This window comes from Anaeroglomus insulsum, from assembly GCF_050689095.1.
Taxonomy (GTDB): domain Bacteria; phylum Planctomycetota; class Phycisphaerae; order Sedimentisphaerales; family Anaerohalosphaeraceae; genus Anaeroglomus; species Anaeroglomus insulsum.
In genome coordinates this window covers 16707-40823 of sequence record NZ_JBOGCL010000014.1, presented here as the reverse complement: position 1 = coordinate 40823, position 24117 = coordinate 16707, and the positions used below count along the sequence as shown (strand labels likewise).

Annotated in this window: 18 protein-coding genes and 1 tRNA gene; 10 read left to right on the top strand and 9 right to left on the bottom strand. The window is 51.7% G+C overall.

Annotated elements, in window-relative coordinates:
* Nucleotides 1-160 precede the first annotated feature (160 nt).
* Genes accB through dprA form a run of 3 tightly spaced genes read left to right on the top strand, consistent with a single transcriptional unit; the run spans nucleotide 161 to nucleotide 3229 of the window.
* The gene (accB, locus tag ACQ9LF_RS12110; RefSeq protein WP_462489671.1) at nucleotides 161-661 is read left to right on the top strand and encodes an acetyl-CoA carboxylase biotin carboxyl carrier protein; all 501 of its coding nucleotides are present in this window, start codon (nucleotides 161-163) and stop codon (nucleotides 659-661) included.
* Between the two features lie 38 nt (nucleotides 662-699).
* Nucleotides 700-2043, top strand: a complete 1344-nt coding sequence (accC, locus tag ACQ9LF_RS12105) for an acetyl-CoA carboxylase biotin carboxylase subunit (protein ID WP_462489670.1) — start codon at nucleotides 700-702, stop codon at nucleotides 2041-2043.
* A gap of 28 nt (nucleotides 2044-2071) precedes the next feature.
* The gene (gene dprA / locus ACQ9LF_RS12100; protein ID WP_462489669.1) at nucleotides 2072-3229 is read left to right on the top strand and encodes a DNA-processing protein DprA; all 1158 of its coding nucleotides are present in this window, start codon (nucleotides 2072-2074) and stop codon (nucleotides 3227-3229) included.
* A gap of 13 nt (nucleotides 3230-3242) precedes the next feature.
* On the opposite strand, the gene ACQ9LF_RS12095 is transcribed toward dprA, so the two are convergent.
* The 3 genes from ACQ9LF_RS12095 to ligA are packed head-to-tail and all read right to left on the bottom strand — an operon-like array spanning nucleotide 3243 to nucleotide 7618.
* On the bottom strand, nucleotides 3243-4442 hold the full coding sequence (locus ACQ9LF_RS12095) for an outer membrane protein assembly factor BamB family protein (RefSeq protein ID WP_462489668.1): 1200 nt from the start codon (nucleotides 4440-4442) through the stop codon (nucleotides 3243-3245).
* Nucleotides 4443-4469: 27 nt separating this feature from the next.
* On the bottom strand, nucleotides 4470-5621 hold the full coding sequence (gene ribD, locus ACQ9LF_RS12090; protein ID WP_462489667.1) for a bifunctional diaminohydroxyphosphoribosylaminopyrimidine deaminase/5-amino-6-(5-phosphoribosylamino)uracil reductase RibD: 1152 nt from the start codon (nucleotides 5619-5621) through the stop codon (nucleotides 4470-4472).
* The gene (ligA, locus tag ACQ9LF_RS12085) at nucleotides 5618-7618 is read right to left on the bottom strand and encodes an NAD-dependent DNA ligase LigA (RefSeq protein WP_462489666.1); all 2001 of its coding nucleotides are present in this window, start codon (nucleotides 7616-7618) and stop codon (nucleotides 5618-5620) included. The genes ribD and ligA overlap by 4 nt, the downstream gene beginning before the upstream one ends.
* 199 nt (nucleotides 7619-7817) lie before the next feature.
* Here ligA and lysA point away from each other — a divergent pair, with 199 nt between their 5' ends.
* Nucleotides 7818-9095: a diaminopimelate decarboxylase gene (gene lysA / locus ACQ9LF_RS12080; RefSeq protein ID WP_462489665.1), complete on the top strand. Its 1278-nt coding sequence runs from the start codon at nucleotides 7818-7820 to the stop codon at nucleotides 9093-9095.
* A gap of 24 nt (nucleotides 9096-9119) precedes the next feature.
* Here the strand turns inward: lysA and uxaC are convergent, their stop codons facing one another.
* The 4 genes from uxaC to ACQ9LF_RS12060 form a co-directional block, all read right to left on the bottom strand.
* Entirely contained in the window at nucleotides 9120-10535 is a 1416-nt protein-coding gene (gene uxaC / locus ACQ9LF_RS12075; protein WP_462489664.1) for a glucuronate isomerase, read from the bottom strand.
* Between the two features lie 82 nt (nucleotides 10536-10617).
* Nucleotides 10618-12069 carry a decarboxylating NADP(+)-dependent phosphogluconate dehydrogenase gene (gene gnd, locus ACQ9LF_RS12070; RefSeq protein WP_462489663.1) on the bottom strand — a complete coding sequence of 484 codons (1452 nt, stop codon included), beginning with the start codon at nucleotides 12067-12069 and terminating at the stop codon, nucleotides 10618-10620.
* A gap of 186 nt (nucleotides 12070-12255) precedes the next feature.
* Nucleotides 12256-13536 (bottom strand): nickel-dependent putative hexonate epimerase, encoded by a 1281-nt coding sequence (locus ACQ9LF_RS12065; protein ID WP_462489662.1) that lies wholly within the window; start codon nucleotides 13534-13536, stop codon nucleotides 12256-12258.
* Between the two features lie 40 nt (nucleotides 13537-13576).
* On the bottom strand, nucleotides 13577-14395 hold the full coding sequence (locus tag ACQ9LF_RS12060; RefSeq protein ID WP_462489661.1) for an SDR family oxidoreductase: 819 nt from the start codon (nucleotides 14393-14395) through the stop codon (nucleotides 13577-13579).
* Nucleotides 14396-14695: 300 nt separating this feature from the next.
* Here ACQ9LF_RS12060 and ACQ9LF_RS12055 point away from each other — a divergent pair, with 300 nt between their 5' ends.
* Nucleotides 14696-15907, top strand: coding sequence for an ROK family transcriptional regulator (locus ACQ9LF_RS12055; RefSeq protein WP_462489660.1), 1212 nt, complete (start codon nucleotides 14696-14698; stop codon nucleotides 15905-15907).
* Between the two features lie 59 nt (nucleotides 15908-15966).
* Nucleotides 15967-16040, top strand: a tRNA-Arg gene (locus tag ACQ9LF_RS12050).
* Nucleotides 16041-16331: 291 nt separating this feature from the next.
* Here ACQ9LF_RS12050 and ACQ9LF_RS12045 read toward each other — a convergent pair.
* Both ACQ9LF_RS12045 and panB read right to left on the bottom strand, forming a co-directional pair.
* Complete coding sequence (locus ACQ9LF_RS12045; RefSeq protein ID WP_462489659.1) at nucleotides 16332-17426, bottom strand: glycosyltransferase family 4 protein; 1095 nt, start codon at nucleotides 17424-17426, stop codon at nucleotides 16332-16334.
* Nucleotides 17427-17441: 15 nt separating this feature from the next.
* Nucleotides 17442-18299, bottom strand: a complete 858-nt coding sequence (gene panB, locus ACQ9LF_RS12040) for a 3-methyl-2-oxobutanoate hydroxymethyltransferase (RefSeq protein ID WP_462489658.1) — start codon at nucleotides 18297-18299, stop codon at nucleotides 17442-17444.
* A 171-nt stretch (nucleotides 18300-18470) separates the two neighbouring features.
* Between panB and ACQ9LF_RS12035 the strand changes: the two genes are divergently transcribed.
* The 4 genes from ACQ9LF_RS12035 to ACQ9LF_RS12020 all read left to right on the top strand — a co-directional run bounded on the left by ACQ9LF_RS12035 (nucleotide 18471) and on the right by ACQ9LF_RS12020 (nucleotide 24089).
* Complete coding sequence (locus ACQ9LF_RS12035) at nucleotides 18471-19037, top strand: LemA family protein (protein ID WP_462489657.1); 567 nt, start codon at nucleotides 18471-18473, stop codon at nucleotides 19035-19037.
* Nucleotides 19038-19057: 20 nt separating this feature from the next.
* Nucleotides 19058-20026, top strand: a complete 969-nt coding sequence (locus ACQ9LF_RS12030) for a DUF3137 domain-containing protein (protein ID WP_462489656.1) — start codon at nucleotides 19058-19060, stop codon at nucleotides 20024-20026.
* Between the two features lie 237 nt (nucleotides 20027-20263).
* Nucleotides 20264-22864, top strand: coding sequence for a DNA mismatch repair protein MutS (gene mutS, locus ACQ9LF_RS12025; protein WP_462489685.1), 2601 nt, complete (start codon nucleotides 20264-20266; stop codon nucleotides 22862-22864).
* 313 nt (nucleotides 22865-23177) lie between these two features.
* Entirely contained in the window at nucleotides 23178-24089 is a 912-nt protein-coding gene (locus ACQ9LF_RS12020) for an electron transfer flavoprotein subunit beta/FixA family protein (RefSeq protein ID WP_462489655.1), read from the top strand.
* The last annotated feature ends 28 nt before the right edge of the window (nucleotides 24090-24117 follow it).

Genomic DNA, 24117 nt, shown 5'->3' with positions numbered 1-24117 from the left:
TAAAAACATAATTCCTATAAAGACAAATTGGATATGTTATAGCCTTCTAATTTGCATAAAATGCTTGAATTATTAAGCGGGCTGGGTATACTATCCGACTAAACTTTTGGGCTGGAAAATGGACTCCCTAAGAATAATGTAAAATTAAGGAAGAACCCCCATGGCTGAAAAGCAGGAACAGGATTTACAGAAAGTAAAAGAGCTGGTCGCACTGATGAAAGACAATGACCTGGTCGAAATCGAGATTGTTGATGGCGATTCCAGGATTCATCTAAAGCGTCCCGGTGCGGATGCTCGTTTAATTCAATATCAACCCATGGGTGGACCGATGCCTGTGCCATCCTATCCGGCTCCTGCCCCCGTTACGCCGCCTGCAGCCCCTGCGCCCGCGGCCGCATCAGCACCGGCAGCGGTCGATTCTGGCCTCCAGCTGATCAAGTCCCCCATCGTTGGCACATTTTATATGGCCCCCAGTCCTGATGCAGCACCCTTTGTCAAGGTTGGCGACCAGGTTAATCCGGAAACGGTTGTTTGCATCATCGAAGCAATGAAGGTAATGAATGAAATCAAGGCTGAGATGAACGGTACAGTTGTTGAGGTCTGCTGTAAAGATGGGCAAGCGGTCGAGTACGGCCAGGCTCTCTTCAAAGTGCGACCCTAAGTGCATCAGTCACTTCCTTATATAATAGGAATCAAGATATGTTTTCACGAGTTTTAATTGCCAACCGGGGTGAGATTGCGCTTCGAGTTATTCGTGCCTGTCATGAATTGGGAATCGAAGCGGTTGCGGTTTATTCTGAGGCCGATCGAGAGGCATCCTATGTTAAACTGGCCGATGAAGCCATTTGTATTGGGCCTGCAGCGGGTGCGAAAAGTTATCTCAATATTCCTGCTATTATCAGTGCTGCGGAAGTGGCGGATGTGGATGCAATTCATCCGGGATACGGTTTTCTCGCGGAAAATGCCCATTTTGCTGAAATTTGCAACGAATGCGGAATTACCTTTATTGGTCCTAGTCCTGCGGCGATGCGGAAACTGGGAGATAAAGTTGCAGCCAAGCAGTTGGCACAGGAGGCCCGTGTGCCTCTGGTGCCCGGTTCAGATGGGCCGATAGCTAACGAAGCGGAAGCAGTCAAGATCGCCAATAAAATCGGCTATCCGGTGATTATCAAGGCGGCGGCCGGCGGTGGCGGACGCGGGATGCGTGTGGCCCACAATGATATCAGTCTGCACAAGGCTTTTGCGGCAGCCAAGGCGGAGGCAGAAGCAGCTTTTAAAAATGGAACGTTGTATGTCGAGAAATACGTCCTTGAGCCGCGGCATGTTGAAGTTCAGGTCATGGCCGACAAAAGCGGCAATGCAGTGCATTTTTACGAACGCGACTGTACCATTCAGCGTCGGCATCAAAAATTAATTGAAGAGTCGCCGTGTCCTGTCCTGGATGAGCGGACGCGGGAGGAGCTTTGCAAGTCGGCTCTTCGTCTGATTAAGCATGCCGAGTACTACAATGCGGCGACGGTGGAATTTTTGCTGGATAAGGACAAGAATTTTTATTTTATCGAAGTCAATACGCGTATTCAGGTGGAACATCCGGTTACAGAAATGGTGACTGGACAGGATTTGATCAAGTGGCAGATTAAGATAGCCGCTGGACTGCCGCTGGATTTGCGTCAGCGTGATATCAAGCATTCCGGCGTCGCCATGGAATGCCGCATCAATGCCGAGGACCCGGATCGTAATTTTGCACCGTGTCCGGGCAAAATTACCAAGTTCTTTACTCCCGGCGGACCCGGTGTGCGGGTGGATACGTATTTGTGTCAGGATGCGGTCATTTCGCCGTATTATGACTCAATGGTCAGTAAACTCATTGTCCATCAGCCGACGCGCGAAGAGGCGATTGCTACTATGAAACGGGCACTGCGGGAATTCAAGATTGAGCCGATCAAGACGACGATTCCGGCATGCCTGAAGATTCTCTCGCATAATCTATATGTAAAAAATCAAGTGGATACGAGCTTTATTGAGCGGCATCTGACCATGTAAAATACCATTTCCAAGAAGGAGTAGACATATGGGGTCGGGCGGACAATGCCATTCGGAAGGCATTGAGGATTATCTGCGGCTAACCCATGCAGACGGGGTCGGGCCGATATTATTTGGCCGGCTGGTTCAACAGTTTGGTTCGGTTGAAAACGCACTGCAGACCTCGGTGTCCGAGATGATGCGGGTAGAAGGTATTGGTCATGCGACCGCTGAAAAAATTGCCCGCTCCCGTTTGAGTTATGACGTTTCCAAAGAAATCGGGCTTGCCGACAAGCACGGCGTGACCCTGATTCACTGGAATGATGTCCGCTATCCAGCCGCATTGAAAAGTGTGTATGATCCGCCGCCGGTCCTGTATGTTCGGGGGACGCTGGACCGCAGTGATGCGTTGTCGGTTGCGATTGTCGGCTCACGTCGATGCAGTGCCTACGGTTCAGAGCAGGCGTCGCGATTTGCCCATCTTCTGGCATCATCCGGTTTTACCATCGTCAGCGGACTGGCCCGCGGAATAGATACGGCTGCGCATCGGGGGGCATTGTCTGCCAAAGGACGAACGCTGGCTGTGCAAGGCTGCGGACTGGCAACGGTTTTTCCGTCTGAAAATGCCAAGCTGGCCCAGATGATTGCCGAATCCGGTGCGGTGGTTAGTGAGCTGCCGATGGAATATGAACCGCTGTCTGAAAATTTTCCGGCGCGCAACCGTATTATTGCGGCATTGTCACTGGGGACCCTGGTGGTTGAAGCGCCGCACAACAGCGGATCTCTGCTGACGGCCAGAGCCGCCCTTGAATACGACCGGGATGTGATGGCTATTCCCGGCAAGATTGATTCACCGTTGTCCGGCGGGTGTCACAAGCTGATCAAAGAAGGGGCCCGGCTGGTTGATTCACTCGATGATATCCTCGATACGCTGGGCTGTGTAGGGCAGGGACTCAAAGAGCATGTTGCTGATGCCGCGGTACAGGCCGAACAGAAAGCCCGGGCGACCTTATTTGATATGACCAGGATCACCCTATCGGCAGTTGAAAAGGCAATCCTGGACAGCTTTGATGGAGACCCACTGCATACCGAACAGGTGATTGCCAAATCCGGCTTAACGGCAGGCCAGGTTCATGCTTCGATGATCAGCCTGCAGCTGAAGGGATTGATTAAACAATTGCCCGGCGGACTGTATCTCAGGCGTTAAACCGGGGGCTTCTTTACTTGGCCTGCTGGAGGGCATAGACTGTGCCGTCTTCACAGGCAATCAGGATGCAGTTGTCTGCAACTGCGGGGCCGGACAGGATAGCGCTGGCTGCATCAAAAGAGCAGATGAGTCTGCCGTCGGCAGCAGATAGGCAATAGAGTTTGCCGTCGCTGCTGCCGATTAGAATTTGGTCGCCGCATAGAACGGGACTGCTGTCCACTTCATCACCTGTCAAAAAGGTCCAGAGGAGTTTTCCTGTCATGGCCTCGAAACAATATACTTTTTTGTCCCGACAGCCGACGACGACATAGTTGCCATTCACAGCAGGACTGGAAAAAAAAGCCTGTTTGGCCTCTTGATAGACCCACACGTCTTTTCCGGTTTCGATATCTACACAGAAAAACCGGCCGTCAAAATTGCCGACATAAATCCTGCCGTTGGCAATCGCAGGACTGGCTGCAATATAAGACCCACTGTCAAAGGTCCTGGTGCTGTTGGGGTCGTCCAGCGGAACCAGATACAGATTGGCATCGCAGGAACCAAAGACGGCCAGGCCGTCGTCGATGGCAGGTGAGCCATTGATGTAATTGTGAGCTTCATACGACCATTTTTTTGTGCCGGTTTGGGCATCAAGGCAGGTAAGCAGGCCGTCATAACTGCCGGCAAAAAGCTCTGTTGCGCCGTTGACCGTACGATAATTAACCGACCCGGTAATTTTGCCGCCGGTTTTACAGGTCCAGACAAGCCGCCCCCGTTCGGCATCAATTGCATACAAAGTACGGTCCTGGGAACCCACATAGACCCGGTTGTCGATGATTAGAGCACTGGCTTCAATGTCATCGCCCGCTGTGAACGTCCAGATGAGTTCACCCTTGTCCAATGAGAGACAATAGATATTGTTATCGCTGGAGGTTACAACGACTTTTCCATCTTTGACAACAGGTGTGGACTTGACGGCGTCTTTGGCATGGAATGTCCATTGGATTGATAGCCGGGCTGGTAATGGGCCTTCTGAAGTGCCGGTCTGGGCGGGATTGCCGCGAAAGCTTTCCCAGTTTTGGGTGCCGAAAGACACCAGGGCAGTGTGCGGTTGGGTCCGTTCCATACGATGCCGTTTGGCTTTTTGATAATACAGCGTATAAGCAATCATGGCCGAAATCGGCATACTGATAATTAATATGGGAATCAAGACTCGTCTGATCATTGCTTGCATAGAAGATGCCTTTTCCGTATTTGAGACTCAGAATGGATGCAGTACTGTTCTGGTATACTCATTATCCAGCAGAGCCGATATTTTGACGTCCTGTTCAACGGGGGCGATTTTTACATCGCAAAGCTTTTGCATTGCTAATGTATTCATAGCTGAGGTTATGTCCGCGGTCCCATCCTTCCCCAGCAGCATTGGGGCGATGTATACACACAGTTCATCGGCCAGATTCAGACTAAAAAAAGAGGATAAGACCTTCGGGCCGCCCTCGACCAGAAGCTGTTGAATGCCGCGCCGCCCCAGTTCAGCCAGCAGGTGGGATAAATCCGGATGCTGATTGCTTTGACATAGAGGCAAGACCTCCACACCCGCCTTGCGAAAAGCAGCGGTTTTTTCTGGATTTGTTTGTATGGCAGAGTCGGAGGTTGCGATCACTGTCGGGGCCTCGGTTGTTGTTGTCATATGACAGTCCAGCGGAGTTCTCAGATGTGTGTCCAGCACGACCCGCAACGGCGGGCGTTCAACAGCGTGTCCGGGAATGCGGATAGTCAGGCGAGGATTATCTGCAAGTACCGTATTGACACCGACCAGAATGGCCTGACATCGCTTGCGGAGCTGATGAACGTCCTGCCGGCTTTGAGGGCCGGAAATCCAGTTGCCCTCGGCGGGGGGATTGTGCCAGGCTAACTTGCTGTCGATACTTTGAGCCCATTTGGCTATCACCCAGGGGCGGCCGGTTTTGGCAAGTTTGAAAAAGGGGGCATTGAGACGACGCGCCTGAGCATCGCATACTCCTACCGTGATATCGATTCCGGCCTGGCGCAGCTGGGCAAACCCCTTGCCTGCGACTTTATCCGAAGGATCCTGAACCGCTGCAACAACAGCACCGACCTGGGCTTCTATTAAGGCTCTGGTACAGGGACCGGTCTTGCCGGTGTGGCAGCAGGGTTCCAGCGTGACATAGACTGTGGCCCCTGTCGGGTCAAGCCCACGATTGCGGCAATCTGCCAGGGCGTTGATTTCTGCATGAGGTCCGCCGAAACGCTGATGGAACCCCTGCCCGATGATCCGCCCGTCTTTGACAATCACACAGCCGACGGCGGGATTGGGTTCCACCGAGCCGATTCCCTGTGCTGCCAGCTCAAGGGCACGCCGCATATATTCCATGTGCCGGGGTGTGGTCATTGGATTCGCCTCTGAAATTCGTCTTCGTCGATGATTTCGATGCCCAGTTGGCGGGCTTTGTCCAGTTTGCTGCCGGCATTTTCGCCTGCGAGCACAAACGAGGTTTTTTTACTGACCGAACCTGACGTTTTCCCCCCATGGTCTTTGATGGTTTGTTCGATGGATTGACGCGAATAGTGTTTCAGCGTACCCGTGACCACAACAGTCTGGCCTTTGAGCTTATCGCTGGCTTTCTTTGCTGTGGCAGCAGGCTGGACACCGGCGTCCAGCATATCGCGAATCGCCTGAATATTGTCCGGATCATGGAGATAATCGTACACACTCTGAGCGACAATCGGACCAATCTGCTCGATGGACTGTAACCGTTGGACATCCGCTTTCATCAGAGCATCCAGGGACCCGAATTCATCCGCCAGAATCTGAGCTGTCTGGCCGCCGATATTACGAATACCCAGCGAGGCAATCACCCGCCATAATGGTCGGGTTTTGCTTTGTTCAATGCTTTCCATCACGTTGGCTGCGCTTTTATCACCTATGCGTTCCATCTGTACCAGTTGTCCGAACGTGAGTCTGTATAGGTCGGCAAAGGTTCTGACCAGCTTTTTATCGACCAGCTGTTCAATGAGTGCAGGGCCGAGATTGTCAATATCCATCTGCCCTTTGCCGGCAAAATAAATCAGCCGTTCTTTCAGGATGGCGGGACATTGAGCATTGACGCAGCGGATAAAAACGCCATTGTCATCTTTCCGAACGGGTTGTCCGCAGGCAGGGCAGTGTGTGGGGGTTGCAAACGGTTTGCTGTCGAACAAGTTCCGCTGTTTGTGTTTGACAGACACCACTTGCGGAATTATTTCGCCGGCTTTTTCAATAATGACGGTGTCGCCGCAGCGGACATCCAGTCTGCTTAGCATATCGAAGTTATGCAGACTGGCCCGTTTCACTGTCGTTCCGGCCAGTTTGACGGGTTTCAGGTTGGCTACCGGAGTGAGCGTGCCAGTCTTGCCAACCTGAACCTCAATGGATTCCACAATTGTTTCTGCCTGCTCGGCAGGAAATTTATAAGCAATACACCATCGCGGACTGCGGCCGGTCATGCCCAGTATATCCTGCTGGTCATAGCGGTTCAGCTTGATGACCATGCCATCCACTGCATAGTCCAGTTTGTCTTTTTTATCTGCCCAGGAGTTGCAAATCCGTATGACCTCGTCGATATTGTTGGCTTTTGAGGCATGGGGATTCGTTGGCAGGCCAAAGGTCTTCAATTGTTCGAGTGAATCCCAGTGGGTTTGTGCCAGCGGAGTACTGACCTTGCCCAGCGAATACGCAAAAAACGACAGCTTGCGCGTTGCGGTAATTCGGGCATCCAGCAGCTTCAGGGAACCGGCGGCGGCATTACGGGGGTTGGCAAACTCCGGTTCGCCCGCCTCCATCTTTGCCTTATTCAGTTCGTAAAAGGCCTTTTTGGGCATATAGACCTCCCCGCGTACCTCCAATACAGCAGGGCAATGTTGAGGATTCATCAGCTCCAGCGGAATGGCCCGGATAGTTCGAATATTGGCCGTCACATCATCACCCGTCCGCCCATCGCCGCGCGTGGCAGCCGTAACGAGCCGGCCGGATTCATAATGCAGGCTGATGGCCAGTCCATCGATTTTCAATTCAACGACGTACTCGAAATCGTCCGACTCCAGCCCCTTGCGAATGCGTTTATCAAATTCCCGCAACTCCTGTTCGCTATAGGTGTTATCGATACTGAGCATTGGTACACTGTGTGAAACCTGAGCAAAGCCTTCAATGGGATGTTCCGAGACACGCTGGGTGGGGGAGTCAGCCGTGATCAATTCCGGATATTCGGTTTCGAGTTGTTTCAGTTCAGCAAATAACTGGTCATACTGCTGGTCGGAAATCTCTGGCTGGTTCAAGACATAATACAAATAATCGTGCCGGCGAAGCGTTGCGCGGAGCTGCTCAATCTGGTCTTTGATCTTTGTCTTCATAGTGGAGTATTATTGTCTTGTAATTGAATAATCACATTGTTCAAGTCTCATTCAAAAAATAAATTATACCTGAATTGATATTCTGTTACAGCCTTTTCTTGACAGGAATCAAGACTTTAGTCGACTGGGGACTTGCCTCCGATGAGAAATGCGGTATACTACCCCATTCTATCAAGATGGACCAATTAAAGGATTATTTATGGATTATTTCGGATATAAACAAGGTAAATTGTACGCAGAAAACGTGGCTGTTGAAAAAATCGCCGAAGTCGTCGGTACGCCGGTGTATATTTACAGCAAGGCGACCTTTCTGAACCATTTTAATCGAATTAAGGATGCCTTTTCGGGTCTGGATACGCTGATATGCTATTCCATCAAAGCCTGTTCGAATATTCATATCCTTAAAGTGCTGGCGGAGGCCGGCAGCGGTTTTGATATTGTCAGCGGCGGGGAATTATTCAGGGCCAAGCAAACCGGGGTTGATACGACGAAAATTGTCTATGCAGGCGTTGGTAAAACCGACAAGGAAATCATCGAAGCCCTGAATGCTCCGATTGGTTATTTCAATATCGAATCTGAAGCTGAACTGGAAAATCTGATTGCGATTTCCCGCAACCTTGGCAAATCTCCCAAGGCCGCCTTACGGATCAATCCCGATGTGGACCCCCGTACCCATACTTATACCACCACCGGCAAGAAAGAGTCCAAGTTTGGTGTGGATATTGAACGGGCCCGCCAGGTTTTCAACAAATATGGCAAGAATGGTACTGTCCAGCTTTGTGCGGTACACGTGCATCTGGGTTCTGCCGGCAAATCCGTGCAGCCCTATGCCGAGGCGTTGCAGAAGACGGTCAAATTGATTGACGAACTGCGGGCGGATGGGTTTACCATCGAGGCGCTGGATATGGGAGGGGGCTATGGTGCCGATTATGAAACCTCAACTGCACCTTCTGCCAGTGATTATGCCAGCGTAATTGTTCCTCTGATTAAGGATAAAGGACTAAGACTCATTCTTGAACCGGGAGCCAGCATTGCTGCCAATTCCGCCATTTTGCTGACGCGGGTGTTGTATCTGAAGCAGGGCGGCAAAAAGAAATTTGTCATTGTGGATGCGGGCATGAATGACCTGATTCGTCCGCCGCTGTATGATGCCTTCCATTTTATCTGGCCTGCACAGGTGGATCCTTCTCTGGTACCCCCGAAGAAATTCCGGTATCTTAATCCGGAAGGATGCGAACAAGTGGATATTGTCGGTCCAATTTGTGAGGGGGCTGATTTCTTCGCCAAAGAACGTCCGCTGCCTGCGGTGAAGCGCGGGGATTTGATTTCGATCTTCACGGCCGGAGCTTACGGTTATACCATGAGCAGTAATTACAATGCTCGCCCACTGCTGCCCGAAGTGCTGGTGGATGGGGATCAGTACACCGTCATTCGTCGCCGTCAGACCTATGACGATCTGATTGCCCACGAAAAATAATCAACAAAGACGTTAAGACACTCCTCAAACGCCCGGCAGAGTCATATCAAAGTAATGCCGGGCGTTATGATAACAGATATTCTCGACAATTTGGCCGAGCCATTTTTTGTCGTTGGGCCAGAATCCTTTTTCGACTTCATCTCCCAGAAGATTGCACAGGATTCGTCGGAAATATTCATGCCGCGAATAAGACAGAAAACTGCGAGAATCTGTCAGCATCCCCACAAAACGGCTTAATAATCCCAGATTGGACAAGGCATTCATCTGCTTGATCATGCCATCCATTTGGTCAAGGAACCACCAGCCCGATCCATACTGCATCTTGCCGGGACAGGAGCCATCCTGGAAATTGCCCAGCATGGTGGCCATGACCTCATTATCCTTGGGGTTAATGTTATACAGGATAGTTTTGCACAGATTGCCGTGCCTGTCGAGCCGGTCGAAGAGCTTGACCATCGGGGCAGCCAGGTTAAAATCGCCGATGGAATCGAAGCCGGTATCTGGCCCAAGTTTGGCAAACATCCGGCTGTTGTTATTGCGAAGAACGCCCAAGTGGAACTGCTGGACCCAGCCTTTTTCGGCATTCATCAGGCATAATTCATACAGCATAGCGGATTTGAACAGCTCCACCTGATGAGCAGAAACAGAGTGCCCGCTGCGGACTTTGATAAAGATATTCCTGATCTCTGTTTCGGTATAGTCAGAGACGTATATTTGATCGAGGCCGTGATCGGACAGGCGGCAGCCATTGGCATGGAAGTATTCCTGCCGCTTGCGAATTGCCGACAGGAAGCTGTCAAAGTCTTTGATGTTGGTGTCCGTTAAGGCCGCCAGTTTATCCGTCCAGGCATTGAACAGGACAGGATTGTCCACCGACATAGCCTTATCAGGCCGCCATGCGGTGTGCACGGCGATTTCAAAACCGCTTTTGCGGATGGCCTGATGATAATCGAGCGTATCAGTGGGGTCTTCGGTGGTGCAGACCAGCTTGACATTCCAGCTTCGCATAATATTGCGGACGCTGAATGCAGCGGTCTGAAGCTTCTCGCCGCAGGTGTCATAGATGATTTTGGCGGTGTCTGGATTCAGGACTTTATCGGTGATACCGAAGGGTTTTTTCAGCTCCAGATGGGTCCAGTGATACAGCGGATTGCGGAGGCAGTAAGGTACAGTTTCAGCCCATTTTTGAAATTTTTCAAAATCGCAGGCATTGCCGGTGATATATTTTTCATCAATCCCATTGGTGCGCATCGCACGCCATTTATAGTGATCTCCGGCCAGCCAGATTGCCGTCAGATTCTCGAATCGCTTGTCTTCAGCAATTTGGGCCGCGGGCAAGTGGCAATGATAATCGTAAATGGGCATTTTCACGGCGTGTTCGTGATACAGGTATTCTGCCGTTTTATTGTGCAGCAGAAAATTGTCATGCATATAGATCATGGTTATGCTCCGCAATGGGCTATTCGACCTCTAAAAGAAATAAATAAAAGGCCCCGCACTCCGGGGCCTTGTCGAGTTCCATTTAGACAGAATAGGTTGACGCTGCCGTATTCCCGCCGCGACCGGTCCAATTGGTATGGAAAAACTGACCTCTGGGCTTGTCCGTGCGTTCATAGGTGTGGGCGCCGAAATAATCGCGCTGGGCCTGCAGCAGATTGGCCGGCAGGACCGCACTGCGATATCCGTCATAGTAGGACAGTGCCGAACTGATGGCAGGTATGGCAATTCCCATCCGGACCGCTTCAGTAACCACCCGGCGCCAACTGGACTGGGCCTTTTCCACCGCCTCTTTGAAGAAGGGATCCAGCAGGAGATTAGTCAAGTTCGGATTGCGGTCAAACGCCTCCTTGATTTTGCCCAGGAAGACGGAACGAATGATGCAGCCGCCGCGCCACATCAGGGCAATGCCGCCGTAGTTTAAATTCCATTTGTATTCGACTGCCGCAGCACGCATCAGTTGATATCCCTGGGCATAGCTGACAATCTTGGAGGCATACAGGGCCTGACGCAGGTCATTGATAAAAGTGGTCTTGTCGCCGAGGAATTTTTCTTTGGGGCCATTGAGGACTTTAGCCGCGGCAACGCGTTCGTCTTTCATGGCTGACAGACAGCGGGCAAATACCGCCTCGGCGATCAGTGTCAGCGGCTGACCGCTGTCGAGAGCCGCAAGGACGGTCCACTTGCCGGTGCCTTTTTGGCCTGCCGTGTCCAGGATCGTATCGACGGTGTAGTGGCCCGTCTCATCCTTGTGGCCAAGGATATCTCGGGTAATTTCAATAAGATAAGATCCCAGTTCGCCCTTGTTCCACTCAGCAAAGACTTCATGCATCTGGGCATTGGTCATCCCCAGACCCTGCCGCATCATCTGGTAGGTTTCGCAAATCATCTGCATATCGCCGTATTCAATACCGTTGTGCACCATCTTGACAAAATGTCCGGCACCATTTTCGCCAACCCAGTCACAACAGGGTTCACCCTTGTCGGTTTTGGCGCAGATTTTCTGAAAGATGGGCTTGACGTAAGTCCATGCCGCAGCCGAACCGCCTGGCATAATTGAGGGGCCAAGCAGGGCACCTTCTTCGCCGCCGGAGACGCCGGTACCGATATACAGTTTGCCTTTGCTTTCCACATACTGCGTGCGACGGGTGGTGTCGGGGAAGTGGCTGTTGCCGCCGTCGATGATGATATCCCCGTTTTCCAGATGGGGTAAAATCAGATCGATAAACTCATCCACCGCCGCTCCGGCCTTGACCATCAGCATGATTTTGCGGGGGCGTTTGAGATTGGCCACCAGCTCTTCGATAGATTTGCATCCGATGATATTTTTGCCTTTGGCTCGGCCATTGATAAAATCATCTACTTTGGAAACGGTACGATTGAAACAGGCCACTGTGAAGCCCTTGCTTTCCATGTTCAGGATGAGGTTTTCACCCATCACGGCCAGTCCCACGACTGCGATATCTGCTTTTGACATGGTATCACTCCTGAAATAAGGATTATTGTTGATTATACTGATTCTGCTTAATACTTTCTGTTTCGTCGCGGCTCAAGAGCCTGCGGACGCCAGCTTCTGCCTGCAGCGGTATCACCGCGACTGCCTGGGGCAACATAACCCCGTGAATGCGCGCGGCATAACACGGCCTGAGCCCTTGCGGAGTAATCATACCCCTTGGGTATTTGTAAATCGGTTTTTCCATGACCACAATCCCATGCCGGGGTTGGAAATATAGAAAACCGTTTCTCCGTGGATGGTATTATATCCATTTTTCATCTGTTCGGGATTATATTTTTTCAGCATATCGTTTAAGTTCGCGTAACGGAAATTGACCGATTCGATTTCCGTTTGGGTAATCTGACCCGGGCAATAAGTGATGCTGAATCGGCCTTCCGAGGAGCCATGAATCAGATGTGCCGCAGCACTGAGATTGTTCTGTAAATCGGCGTTTTCGCGTGTCAGTGTCAAGACCCGGTCCGTGCCAACATAGCCGTATTTGCGAATCAGCCGGTCGATTTCCGGGTCTTCACCGAATTCCTTGAGGCCGGGAGCCAGGACGATCAGTTCACCGCCGTCGGCCATGGCCATTCGGGTACGATAGATGCTTTTGTTGCCCAGCCAGGTGCTCTTGAATTCATGCGGATCCAGATAAACGACGACTTTTTTAAGCGGCTCGTCCAGCATCTGAAAATTGACTTTCAGCGACAGGGCTGCAGCCCGGTTAAAACATTCAACATCGTCCCCGATAAATAACCCTCGAACAATCGGCCCTGTACCAGTGGCTTCAACGACGGTCTGGATGTAAACAATCGGAAGATGTTTGGCAAAGTGGTCGGAAGCATAATTGAGCACCCGGCGAACCGGTGTGTCGGCCCGGCCCATAATGCGTTCCATGCCATAGACAGCGCCCAGAAAATGGCTCTTATTGATTCCTTCCGAGCCGCCGGTACCAACAAAAATGTTTTTATTATAATTGGCCATCCCGATGACTTCGTGCGGAACAACCTGCCCTGGCGATAAAATCAAATCGAATCCCCCCTCGACCAGCAGACGATTGACCTGTGCCGGCCAGGGAAAATCCAGCTTTCCTTCGCTGACTTGTTTGACGAATTCAGCGGGCACCTGTCCCAGGGTGACGATATCATTACGCCAGTCGTGTTTGCGGAACAGCGTCAGAGGAATATCCCCAAACATCCGCTTGATTTCGGCTTCGGTCATGGCAAAATGGGTACCCAGCGCCGGCAGAATATCGGTCATTTTGTCGCCGTAATACTGCCAGGCCAGCCGGGTCAGATCCCCGGCTCGGGAATAAAATCGTGTGCCATCCGGCGGGACTGCCAATATTTTGCGTTTTGGTCCCAGTTTATGCAAGGCCTCATAAAGACCTTGCTGGAGATCTTGACTATTGAGTTGGTCTGTTTCGCTTCCGCGTGCATAATACAGCATATTTTATCTTCTTTAACAGGGCTGCGCAACAATAATACAGTTAAACACCGCTGAAGGCGCTGAATCCGCCATCAATCGGTACAACAATACCGGTTACGAATCGAGATGCATCACTGATCAGCCAACGGACAGCACCATACAGTTCGTCGGGATTGCCGAATCGGCCCATCGGAGTATGATCCAGAATGGTCTTGCCGCGGGGGGTCAATTGGCCGGTTGTCTCATCGGTCAGCAGGAAGCGGTTTTGTTCGGTCAGGAAAAACCCCGGCGCAATGGCATTCACCCGGATATCGGTTGAATAATTCTGGCATAAATGGACTGCCAGCCACTGTGTAAAATTACTGACCGCAGCTTTTGCCGCCGAGTAGCCGCAAATCTTAGTCAGTGGCCGAAAGGCATTCATGCTGGAAATATTCAGGATGATGCCCTTTTTCTGCTGGGCAAAATACCTTCCAAAAACCTGCGAGGGCAGTAGCGTACCCATAAAATTCAGATCAATCACAGCCTTCATCGCCTCGGCCGGCATATCAAAAAACTTCAGCGTATCGGAGGTGGTAGCCTCTTTCTTATTCCCGCCGGCTCCGTTGATCAAGACGTCAATCCGGCCCATACTGTCAAGGGCACATTGAAAGGCATCGGCAACCTCATTTTTGTCCAGCACATTGATTTTGATTGGCAGGGCAAAGCCGCCCTGGGCGGTAATTTTCTGGGCCACCTGATTGGCCCGTTTGTCATCATAATCAGCAATACAGACCTTTGCCCCAGCACTGGCCAGGTCTTCAGCAATCCCACCGCACAGCACACCCGCTCCGCCAGTGATAACAACACATTTATCTTTTACACTGAATAAATCACTCATTTGGATATCCTTAATTTTAGAACTTCGTCTCGCTATATTTGATGGAACAAGATACAATTGCTCCGAATTGCGTCATTAATTCTCCACGACTTGAGATTATTCTACCGCAACAAGGTACAAATGCAAGTAAGAAAGACGCTATTTATCGTATGGCTATTCCCTATCCGGTGACATCAAACTGATGAATCCTTTTATATAAATATAGATATAATAGAATTTCTAATACTTGATATAAAATTCTTGAAAATTACAATAATCTGAAATATTGTGAGTTTAAAACGAGTATCAGGGTCCACGATCATGAAAAATACTCCAATTGATTCCAAACTTGCTGGCCAGCGAAATGAACGGCTGATTCTATCTCTGTTACGAGAGCATGGTGAATTATCACAAACCCAGCTTTGCCGTATGATTGCTCTGGGCAGTTCGACAGCCAGCAGCATTGTATCACGATTGCGTGACAAGGGGCTTGTCATCGAAACACAGGGGCATAGTGACAAACGCGGACCAAAACCTATTTTACTGAAAATCAATCCCTCTGCGCGATACGTCGCAGGTATCGAAATCAATCCCAGTTATATTCATATCGGAGTGTTTGATTTCACAGCAGGGCTGTTGGTAAAAAGCAAACTTCAACTTGCTGCCAGTCATACTGTGGATTATGTATTGGATACGATTGAGCGGCAATTTCCGTCAATTTTCAACAAAACAAATGGGGATTGGGATAAAATCCTGGGAATTGGGGTTACCTTGAGCGGTTCTGTGTCGCCCCAGGGGACTGTTCAGCTATCCAGCCCCTTGGGCTGGAAGCAGGTTCCATTAAAGGAGATGCTGGAATTACGTCTGAAAAACAAGGTGTTAATCTATGGAACTCGTGTTCGGCTGATGGCTGAAATCGCTCAAGAACCGGAATTGCAATCTCGCAATATCTTGTATATCAATATCGCAAATGGTGTCGGAGCCAATGTATACCTGGATGGCAAGCTGATGACCGGCGCAACAGGGCGCTGCGGGGAAATTGGTCACATTATATACGACCCCGATGGGCCTGTTTGTGGGTGTGGGCATAAAGGGTGTCTGGAATCTCTGATATCAGGACCAATCCTGGCGGATAAAATACGAAAAGATGTCCGCAATGGTGCTCAATCCATCCTGTCGGATTGGCTGGCCAAACAGCCCTCTGAGATGCCGGAGGATGTGATAGACTTGTGGGGAAAGGCGATCGAAAAGCAAGATAAATATGCTCTGCAGCTGCGAGATTATGTCGCAGAACATTTAAATCGTGCCGCCGCAGCTGCAATCAATACCTTTGATCCGGATACGATTATCCTTGCAGGTTATGTCTGTCGTCAATGTACCGGCTATTTTGCTGAGAGTATCCGTCTGGCAATGAACAAGCTTGTTTATGATTCACCCTGGAGGGATATTCGTATCATGGCGGCTCGGTGCGGCGAAGAATCGCTGATTAAGGGAGTTGCAATGAGCATTTTGCAGGATATTCATCCGATTTAGCAGCAGAATCAGGCCAAAAAGCTTGCAAAATTAACCAAAAATAATACACTTCACATTAAGCACCCGTAGCTCAGTAGGATAGAGCAACGGTTTCCTAAACCGTAGGTCGTGCGTTCGAATCGCGCCGGGTGCAGTGAGTCGCCCTTTACTGTTAGCCACAGGATGATACCAGTCTTCTTGCAAAGCATTGAAAAATGTCCATCCCTGAATCAGCTCCCCTGCGGATCAAGTGATATTCCAGCATCGTTACATCGACCGGGTTTGTTTTTGCAAATTGGGTCTGAGTTTTTTTCCTTCATAAAAGCAGACAGTCTCTACCGGCAAAAAAGAATAAAAATGCTATCCCTACACCACCTGGTTTTTCATAGCAGGAAAGAGCCATATCAACGATGTTACTTTCTGCGTGCGGCAGAAGAAGGGGTGCCTATTGTCCGCCCTGGAGTGCCATGTGGTAGGCTTTCAGATAACCTTCGACCATGCCGCTGACGCTATGGCGGGTACGCAGATAGAGGCGTGCCTGTTCGGCGAGGCTGCGGGCCTGTTCCGGAAACGACAGCAGGTGTTTGAGGCCGGCATAGGTGCTCATCGGGTCGGAGGGGTCAAAGACCAGGCCTGTTTTTTCATGCTGGAGCAGGCCGGTCATGGTATCCATGCATCCACCGACGGCCAGGCCGACACTCATGGCTTCCATCAGGGCCAGGTTGCAGCGTTTGCGGTCTTTGATATGAATGAAGATATCCATTCCCTGAAATACGGGGCGAACCGGACGCAGCGGGGGGACAATCGTGACGGTTGACGTCAGTCCCAGTTCCCGGACTCGTTTGCGAATGGGACGTTCAGCAGGGCCTTCGCCCATAATACCCACCGACAGGTCGAATCCGTCGGCCAGCAGGTGGCGGACGGCATTGAGCAGCGGCTCAAAATCCAGGACCTGGTTGAGCGATTCGCAGATGACGATGCTGGGCATCTGGCCCGGGACGGCAAAACAGGCGGTATCATCCTCCACAAAGGTGCCCAGAGGAATATGGATAACCCGGGTAGGTTGTACGGGGCCTGTCATCAGACTGCCGTAAATAGGGTCTGATGAGGCAGCCAGAACACTATTACGGGGAATCTGGCCCAGAGCCGTCCGCGACGGTGATTCAAATAGCGTAGTTACGGTCGGGATATTCAGTCCCCGGCAGAGATATTGCGCCAGATGGCCATCGCAAGGCCAGAAACAATGCAGCAGAGTAGGTTTAAAGCGGGCCAGTTTATCGAGCAGAATTTGGCGGTTCTTGAAATTGAGCAATTTCAGTTGAAATTCAGGATAGCGGACAAACTCCACCGATGGATAGAGCACGTTGTGGGTATCCTGGCCTTCCGGTCCCACCAGAACCGCGCCATATGCCGAACCGGTCAGTCCGACCAGAATCCGCCGCACGCAGCTACCGTAATAGCGTAGGATCCACTCATCGACCAGAATGACTGGCCGGATGAGGGTGCGATCCGCATGCAGGGTGTTGATGTTTTCAGTCATACTCAATAATGCAGTCTATTTGCCATTGCTGTCGGCCAGCATGGTCTTGAGCAGGTCCAGCTGTCCGGGCTTGATATGATAGCTGTGGGCATCGTCGGGGAATCGGCCTGCGGCGACCTGCCGGGCGTATTTTTCGAGGGCCTTGCTCATCACGGGAGCCAGGCCGGCAAAGGCTTTGGCAAATTTCGGCGGCTGTTGACTGAGGCCCAGAATATCGTGAATAATCAGGATTTGCCCGTCGCAATCGGGGCCGGAGCCGCAACTGACGACAGGAACGGGTACTCGCTGGGTGACCAGTGCGGCGACCTCGCGGGCGGTGCCTTCCAGTAGGAGCATGGATGCCCCGGCCCGCACCATCTCGTCGGCCAGAGTAATCAGTTCATAGGCCTGCTCGGCGGTGGTACCTTCAGCCCGCAGTGCGCCCTTCATTACGGAGCTTTGCGGCCGGATGCCCAGGTGAGCCATGACGGGGATGTCGGCGTCGCTGACAGCCCGGACGATATCCAACTGCGAGCGCTTGACCTCCAGCTTGACGATCTGGGCACCGGCTTGCTGGATGAACCGTCCGGCGTTGCGGACGGCATCGGCAATGCAGGTCTGATAGGACAAGAACGGCATATCCGCCACCAGATAAGTCTGCGGTGCCGCCCGCCGGACGGCCTCCGTCAGCGTGACCATAAAGTCCATCGTTACCGGCAGGGTCGAATCGTGCCCCAGCATCATCTGGGCGACTGAGTCCCCGACCAGAATCATCTCTATTCCTGCTGCCGCAACCAGACGGGCTGTGGCGTAATCGTAGCAGCTGACCGCCGAAAACGGCTTGTGCTGCTGCTTGGCCGCCATAAAATCCATAATTGTCATTCGTTCTTTCATAGCCGGCAATTATACCCGATTCCACTCCACTATACAATAGATTGCCTTGCGGCAATTACGGGGCACTCTATAAAGCTGTTTTTTTGTTGACGAATTTGCTCTGAAAAGGTACTTTTTGGAACAACCCTGGCTCTGGGAAAGTCTTGTTTTCAGGAAAAGAAAGGGGCTCATATGCGGTTTTTGTTTGGATTGGTGATTCTGGGAATAGTGATTCTGGGATCGATTGTTCTGTTGCCGGTACTGATGTACAACAGTCTGGTCGGCAAACGCAACCAGGTAGATAATATTTTTGGCACCATGAATGCGATGTTGAAAAAACGCTGGGACCTGGTGCCGAATCTGGTGGAGACGGTCAAGGGGTATGCCCAGCACGAAAAGTCGCTGTTTGAGAACGTGACCGCGGCCCGCAGCCGGGCAATGAGCGGGCAGATGAGCGCTGACGAGATGGTGCAGTATGACAATGCTGTGTCGAAGCTGGTAGGAGTCATGCGGGCGACGGTCGAGAACTATCCGCAGTTGAAGGCCAGCGAGAATTTTCTGCATCTGCAGCGGACGCTCAATGAACTGGAAGAGCAGATTTCCGCGGCCCGCCGTGCATTCAACGCGGCGGTGACCGATTATAACAATTCCGTCGATATGTTCCCGACCAATATTATTGCCTCGATCTTCGGATTTCAGCGCAAGGGCCTGCTGGAGTTTGAGACCCAGGCACGTCAGAATCCAACGATTGGCTTCTAAGGCAGACAAGGGCTACGGCCATGAAAACACTGGAACAAATACAGGAGTTTTATGAGTCGGAGCTGAAGCAATCTCTTGCGGCGATGGAACAGGATCGCCAAAAGATGATTTCCAAAGCCATGATCGTTGCCGGGATTATCGGAGTGGTTGGATTGGTGGGCGGATTGTTCATGATGCAGCAGGGGGTGTCGCCCAGGGTGCTGATTGTTGTTCTTGTGATTTGTGTGGCAATTGCTGGGGGGGCATTTTCTGTTGCCAATAAGAATTACGAAACAAGGTATAAATCACGGATTATCCATAAGCTGATAACCTTTGCTGAGCCGGGGTTGGAGTATTGGCCCGAGGGGGGCATCAGTGAAGAGGTTTTTACGGGTTCAAAGCTCTTCACGCATTCCATTGACCGTTATCACTGTGAGGATTTGGTGCGGGGCAAGGTGGATAAGACGGAGATTATGTTTTCGGAGGTTCATGCTGAGAATAAAACAACCTCGGGGACGGGCAAGAACCGGCGGACGGAATGGCATACTATTTTCAAGGGGCTGTTTGTCGTAGCCGATTTTAACAAACATTTTCGCGGGCGGACAGTGGTCCTGCCGGATACGGCCCAGAAGGCCTTCGGATTGTTTGGCCAGACACTGCAATCGTGGAATCCTTCGCGGGATGAACTGATTCGGCTGGAGGATGTCGAATTTGAGAAGGAGTTTGTGGTTTATGGCACCGATCAGGTGGAGTCGCGGTATATCCTGTCGCCGGCCCTGATGGAGCGGATTCTGGAGTTCCGCCGGCGGTTGCGAAACGGGCTGTACCTGTCGTTTGTCGGCTCGAAGGTGCATGTGGCGATTCCGCTGGACACCAACCTGTTTGAGCCAAAGTTCTTTTCTTCCGCAGCGGGCTTTGAATCCATCAAGGAGTATTATGACCAGCTTCGGTTTGGTCTGTCGATTGTGGATGAGCTGAATCTGAACACGCGGATCTGGACAAAGGAATAAGAAGGAAATTCAAAAGGTAAAACTGAACCAGATTGTTGACATTCCCGTTCGCTTAAATGAATCGTTTGTGATTGCTTCAACTGTATTTACTATCGGATAATAGCTAAAGGCGCTCTTGTTTGCGGAAAAATGCAGGCCAAAATCCTCTTTCTGACTTTTGTGAAAAATCGACACTTTGAGTTGAGAAAATCCGCATTGGTGGTATAATCTGCGGCCATGACGATCGATCCGAACAACCTGACGCCGGCGATGCGGCAATATTTGGAATTCAAGAAGAAATATCCCGATGCCATCCTGTTTTTCCGGATGGGGGATTTCTACGAGACATTCTATGAGGATGCCGAGACGTGCTCGCGGGTACTGGGGCTGGTGCTGACCAGCCGGAACAAGGGCAGCGATAACCCGGTCCCGCTGGCGGGGCTGCCGTTTCATGCGGTGGACGGCTATCTCAAGAAGATGATTCAGGCCGGCTATAAGGTGGCCGTCTGCGAGCAGATTGAGGATCCCAAACTGGCCAAGGGGGTGGTCAAGCGGGATGTGGTGCGGATTGTGACGCCCGGGACGCTGACGGATGATATGCTGCTCAACGAGCGTGAGGATAATTTTCTGGCTGCGGTCTATCTGGGGCGAAAAGAGGCGGTCATAAGCTGGGTGGATATTTCGACAGGGCATTTCTTTATCCAGTCGATGCGGGATTCTCAGGTGGTGGATGAGTTAATACGGCTGGGAGTGCGGGAGGTGCTGCTGGCTGAGCGGCGGGCGGAATTGTTCGCTGGCGAGCAAAAGAAGCTGGCCGAACAGATTCGTCAGCTTTCCGGGGCGATTGTCAGCGAGCGGCCGGGCTGGTATTTTGACCCGTATGGTGCCCGGCAGAAACTGCTCAAGCATTTTGGCGTTTCGACGCTGGAAGGATTTGGGATTGCCGATGATTTCGAGGGCATCGCGGCGGCGGGGGCCATTTTGGAATATCTCGATGAGACGCAAAAGATTTCGCTAAGGCATATCCAGTCGATTAAGAAAATTAGCCGTACGGCATATTTGCAGATAGACCAGACAACGCTGCGGTCGCTGGAAGTCCTGCGGACGATGCGAAGTGAGACAACCAAAGGGACATTGTTGGACTGTATTGACAAGACGCTGACGGGGATGGGGTCTCGGCTGATGCGGTATTGGATTTGTATGCCGCTGTGTGATGTGGCGGCGATTATCCGGCGGCAGGAGGCGATTGGAGAACTGGTTGAAGAGGATCAGATTTGTGCAGACTTGCGCGGACAGCTGAAGGGGATTTTTGACCTGGAACGAATTGTCGCACGGATTACAACCGGCCGGGCGGTGCCGCGAGACATGGTGGCACTGGCTGCGACATTGCGAACGATACCGGCCCTGCGGCAGCGATTGGCAGGCTGTCGGTCAGAACTGCTGGGAACGCTTGCCGGCGGCTGTGACAGTATGGATGAACTGGCGGATTTGCTGGAGCGGGCGATTGAGCCGGAGCCGCCGGCGCATCTGCGGGATGGCGGTGTGATTCGTGATGGGTTTGATGAGCGTCTGGATAAATATCGGTCGATTTCGCGCAATGGGCAAAGCTGGCTGGCTCAGTACCAGCAGCAGGAAATTGAGCGGACGGGTATTGCCAATCTGAAAGTTGGTTTTAACAAGGTTTTTGGCTATTATATTGAAATCAATCATTCACAGGCTGATAAGGTTCCGGTTGATTATGTCCGCAAGCAGACGGTCAAAAATGCCGAGCGGTATATTACCGAGCGGCTTAAAGAATATGAAAATGAGGCGCTTGGGGCTGCGGAAAAAGCGGTTGATCTGGAAGCCAGGCTGTTCGAGCAGCTTCGGATGCACGCAGCAGGCTTTACCGGACGGCTTCAGGCTCTGGCTCAGGTGATTGCTCAGACCGATTGCCTGACAGCGCTGGCATACTTGGCCCGCCAGAATCGCTGGATTCGTCCGACGATAACCGAGGGACGCGAGCTGATAATCCGTGATGGCAAGCATCCGGTACTGGCTCAGATGTTGGGGGCGGAGTTTGTGCCCAATGATGTTCAGCTTGGCGTTGATGGGGCGGATGTGATGATTATCACGGGGCCGAATATGGCGGGCAAAAGCACCTATATCCGCCAGACGGCGCTGCTGACACTGCTGGCCCAGACCGGATCGTTTATCCCGGCGGCTGACGCGACCATCGGCATCGTGGATCGGATTTTCACGCGTGTCGGGGCGGCTGATGAACTGGCCCGCGGACAGAGTACCTTTATGGTCGAAATGACCGAAACCGCTAATATCCTGAATAATGCCACCGACCGGTCGCTGGTGATTCTGGATGAGGTGGGACGCGGCACCAGCACGCACGACGGCCTGAGCCTGGCCTGGGCGATTACCGAACATATCGCCAACCGGATCAAGTGTCGGACGCTGTTTGCCACACATTATCACGAACTGACGGCGCTGGCGGAACTGCTGGCCAATGTCCGCAATTATAATGTGGCCGTGCGGGAGTGGGCCGGTGAAGTGGTTTTTCTGCATAAAATTATCCCCGGCGGGGCGGATAAGAGCTATGGGATTCACGTGGCCAAGCTGGCCGGGCTGCCCAAGGAGATTATCAAACGCAGCACTGAGATTCTGGCCGATCTGGAGAGCACCTTTACGCGAGAGGCTCATGGCACCCAATTGGCCAAGCACAAGACTGCCGCAGATGAGGATCTGCTGTTTATCCGCAAACACAAGACCGTGCTGGATAAGCTCAAAGAAATTGACGTCAACCGCCTGACGCCGATTGAGGCGATTAATCTGCTGGGGGAAATAAAGGAGCAGATGGAAGGCGAGTAAGGAGGTCTTTGATGTCGTGTCGATGAAGCGATAGGAAGACATAGCTCTCTGTGAAATTGGGGTATTCTCAACCCACTCATACAGAAAAAAGATGGGTAGGGTGTATATGTAATGCGACACTCAAGACCTTGAATCTTTGTATTTGTCATTTCCCTGATTATCCGTTCATCTGTTAAACAAAAAGAGATTTGGTTTGTCCATTACCTGGGATGAGCGGATGATTTTTGTTGACAAGTTGTATGATTGGTATAAACTATGCGGTCTTATTTTTGTGAAAGAAAGAACTATAATATAGGAACTATGGAGGCTGTACGTGGCATATCATTGCGTAGTACTGGTCAAACAGGTGCCTGATACCAAACGGATTACGGGTCAGGCGATGAACGAAGACGGCACGGTCAACCGCGCAGCGCTTCCGGCGATATTCAATCCGGAAGACCTCAATGCGCTGGAACTGGCTCTGAACATCAAAGACCAATATGGCGGCACGGTGACAGTGATGACGATGGGGTTGCCGGCTGCGGCAGAAGTGCTTCGCCAGGGTCTTTATCGCGGGGCTGACAGGGCGATCCTGATTACGGACCGTCGCTGTGCGGCCAGCGATACGCTGGCCACCAGCTATATTCTGTCCTGTGGTGTCAGGAAGCTTAATCCGGATATTGTGTTGTGCGGTCGTCAGGCGATTGACGGGGATACGGCCCAGGTTGGTCCGCAGTGTGCTGAAAAACTTGGCATTCCGCAGATTACCTATGTCGAGCAATTAATCAAGCTCGACGGCAAGACGATCGTGGCCAGGCGTAATCTTGGCAATGGCTGGCAGGAAGTCAAAGGCAAGCTGCCCGTGCTGCTGACGGTGATTGATACCGCTAATGAACCCCGCGTCGGATGTGCCAAGCGGCTGATGAAGTGTAAAACCGCTGCCTGTGGTTTGGAAGTGGAGGCCCAGATTCGTGCCGCCAATCCCGGAGCATCGGACGAACAGATCCAGGCGATGGCCAAAGACAAATGTGCCCAGCTTAAGCAGAAAGGCCTGCTGATTGAGCAATGGGATCTGGATATGCTGGGAGCAGACTTGCAGTGGTGCGGCCGTGACGGTTCCCCGACCAAGGTGCATCGGATTCAGAGTGTGGTGCTGACTGCCAAGGAAAGCAAAACCGTTGAACCCACCCAGGCGGGAGTGGATGCCATGATTCACGAACTGATTGTGGACCATACGCTCGGCTAAGATGGACTTGTGCCGGTCTGATGTTTAA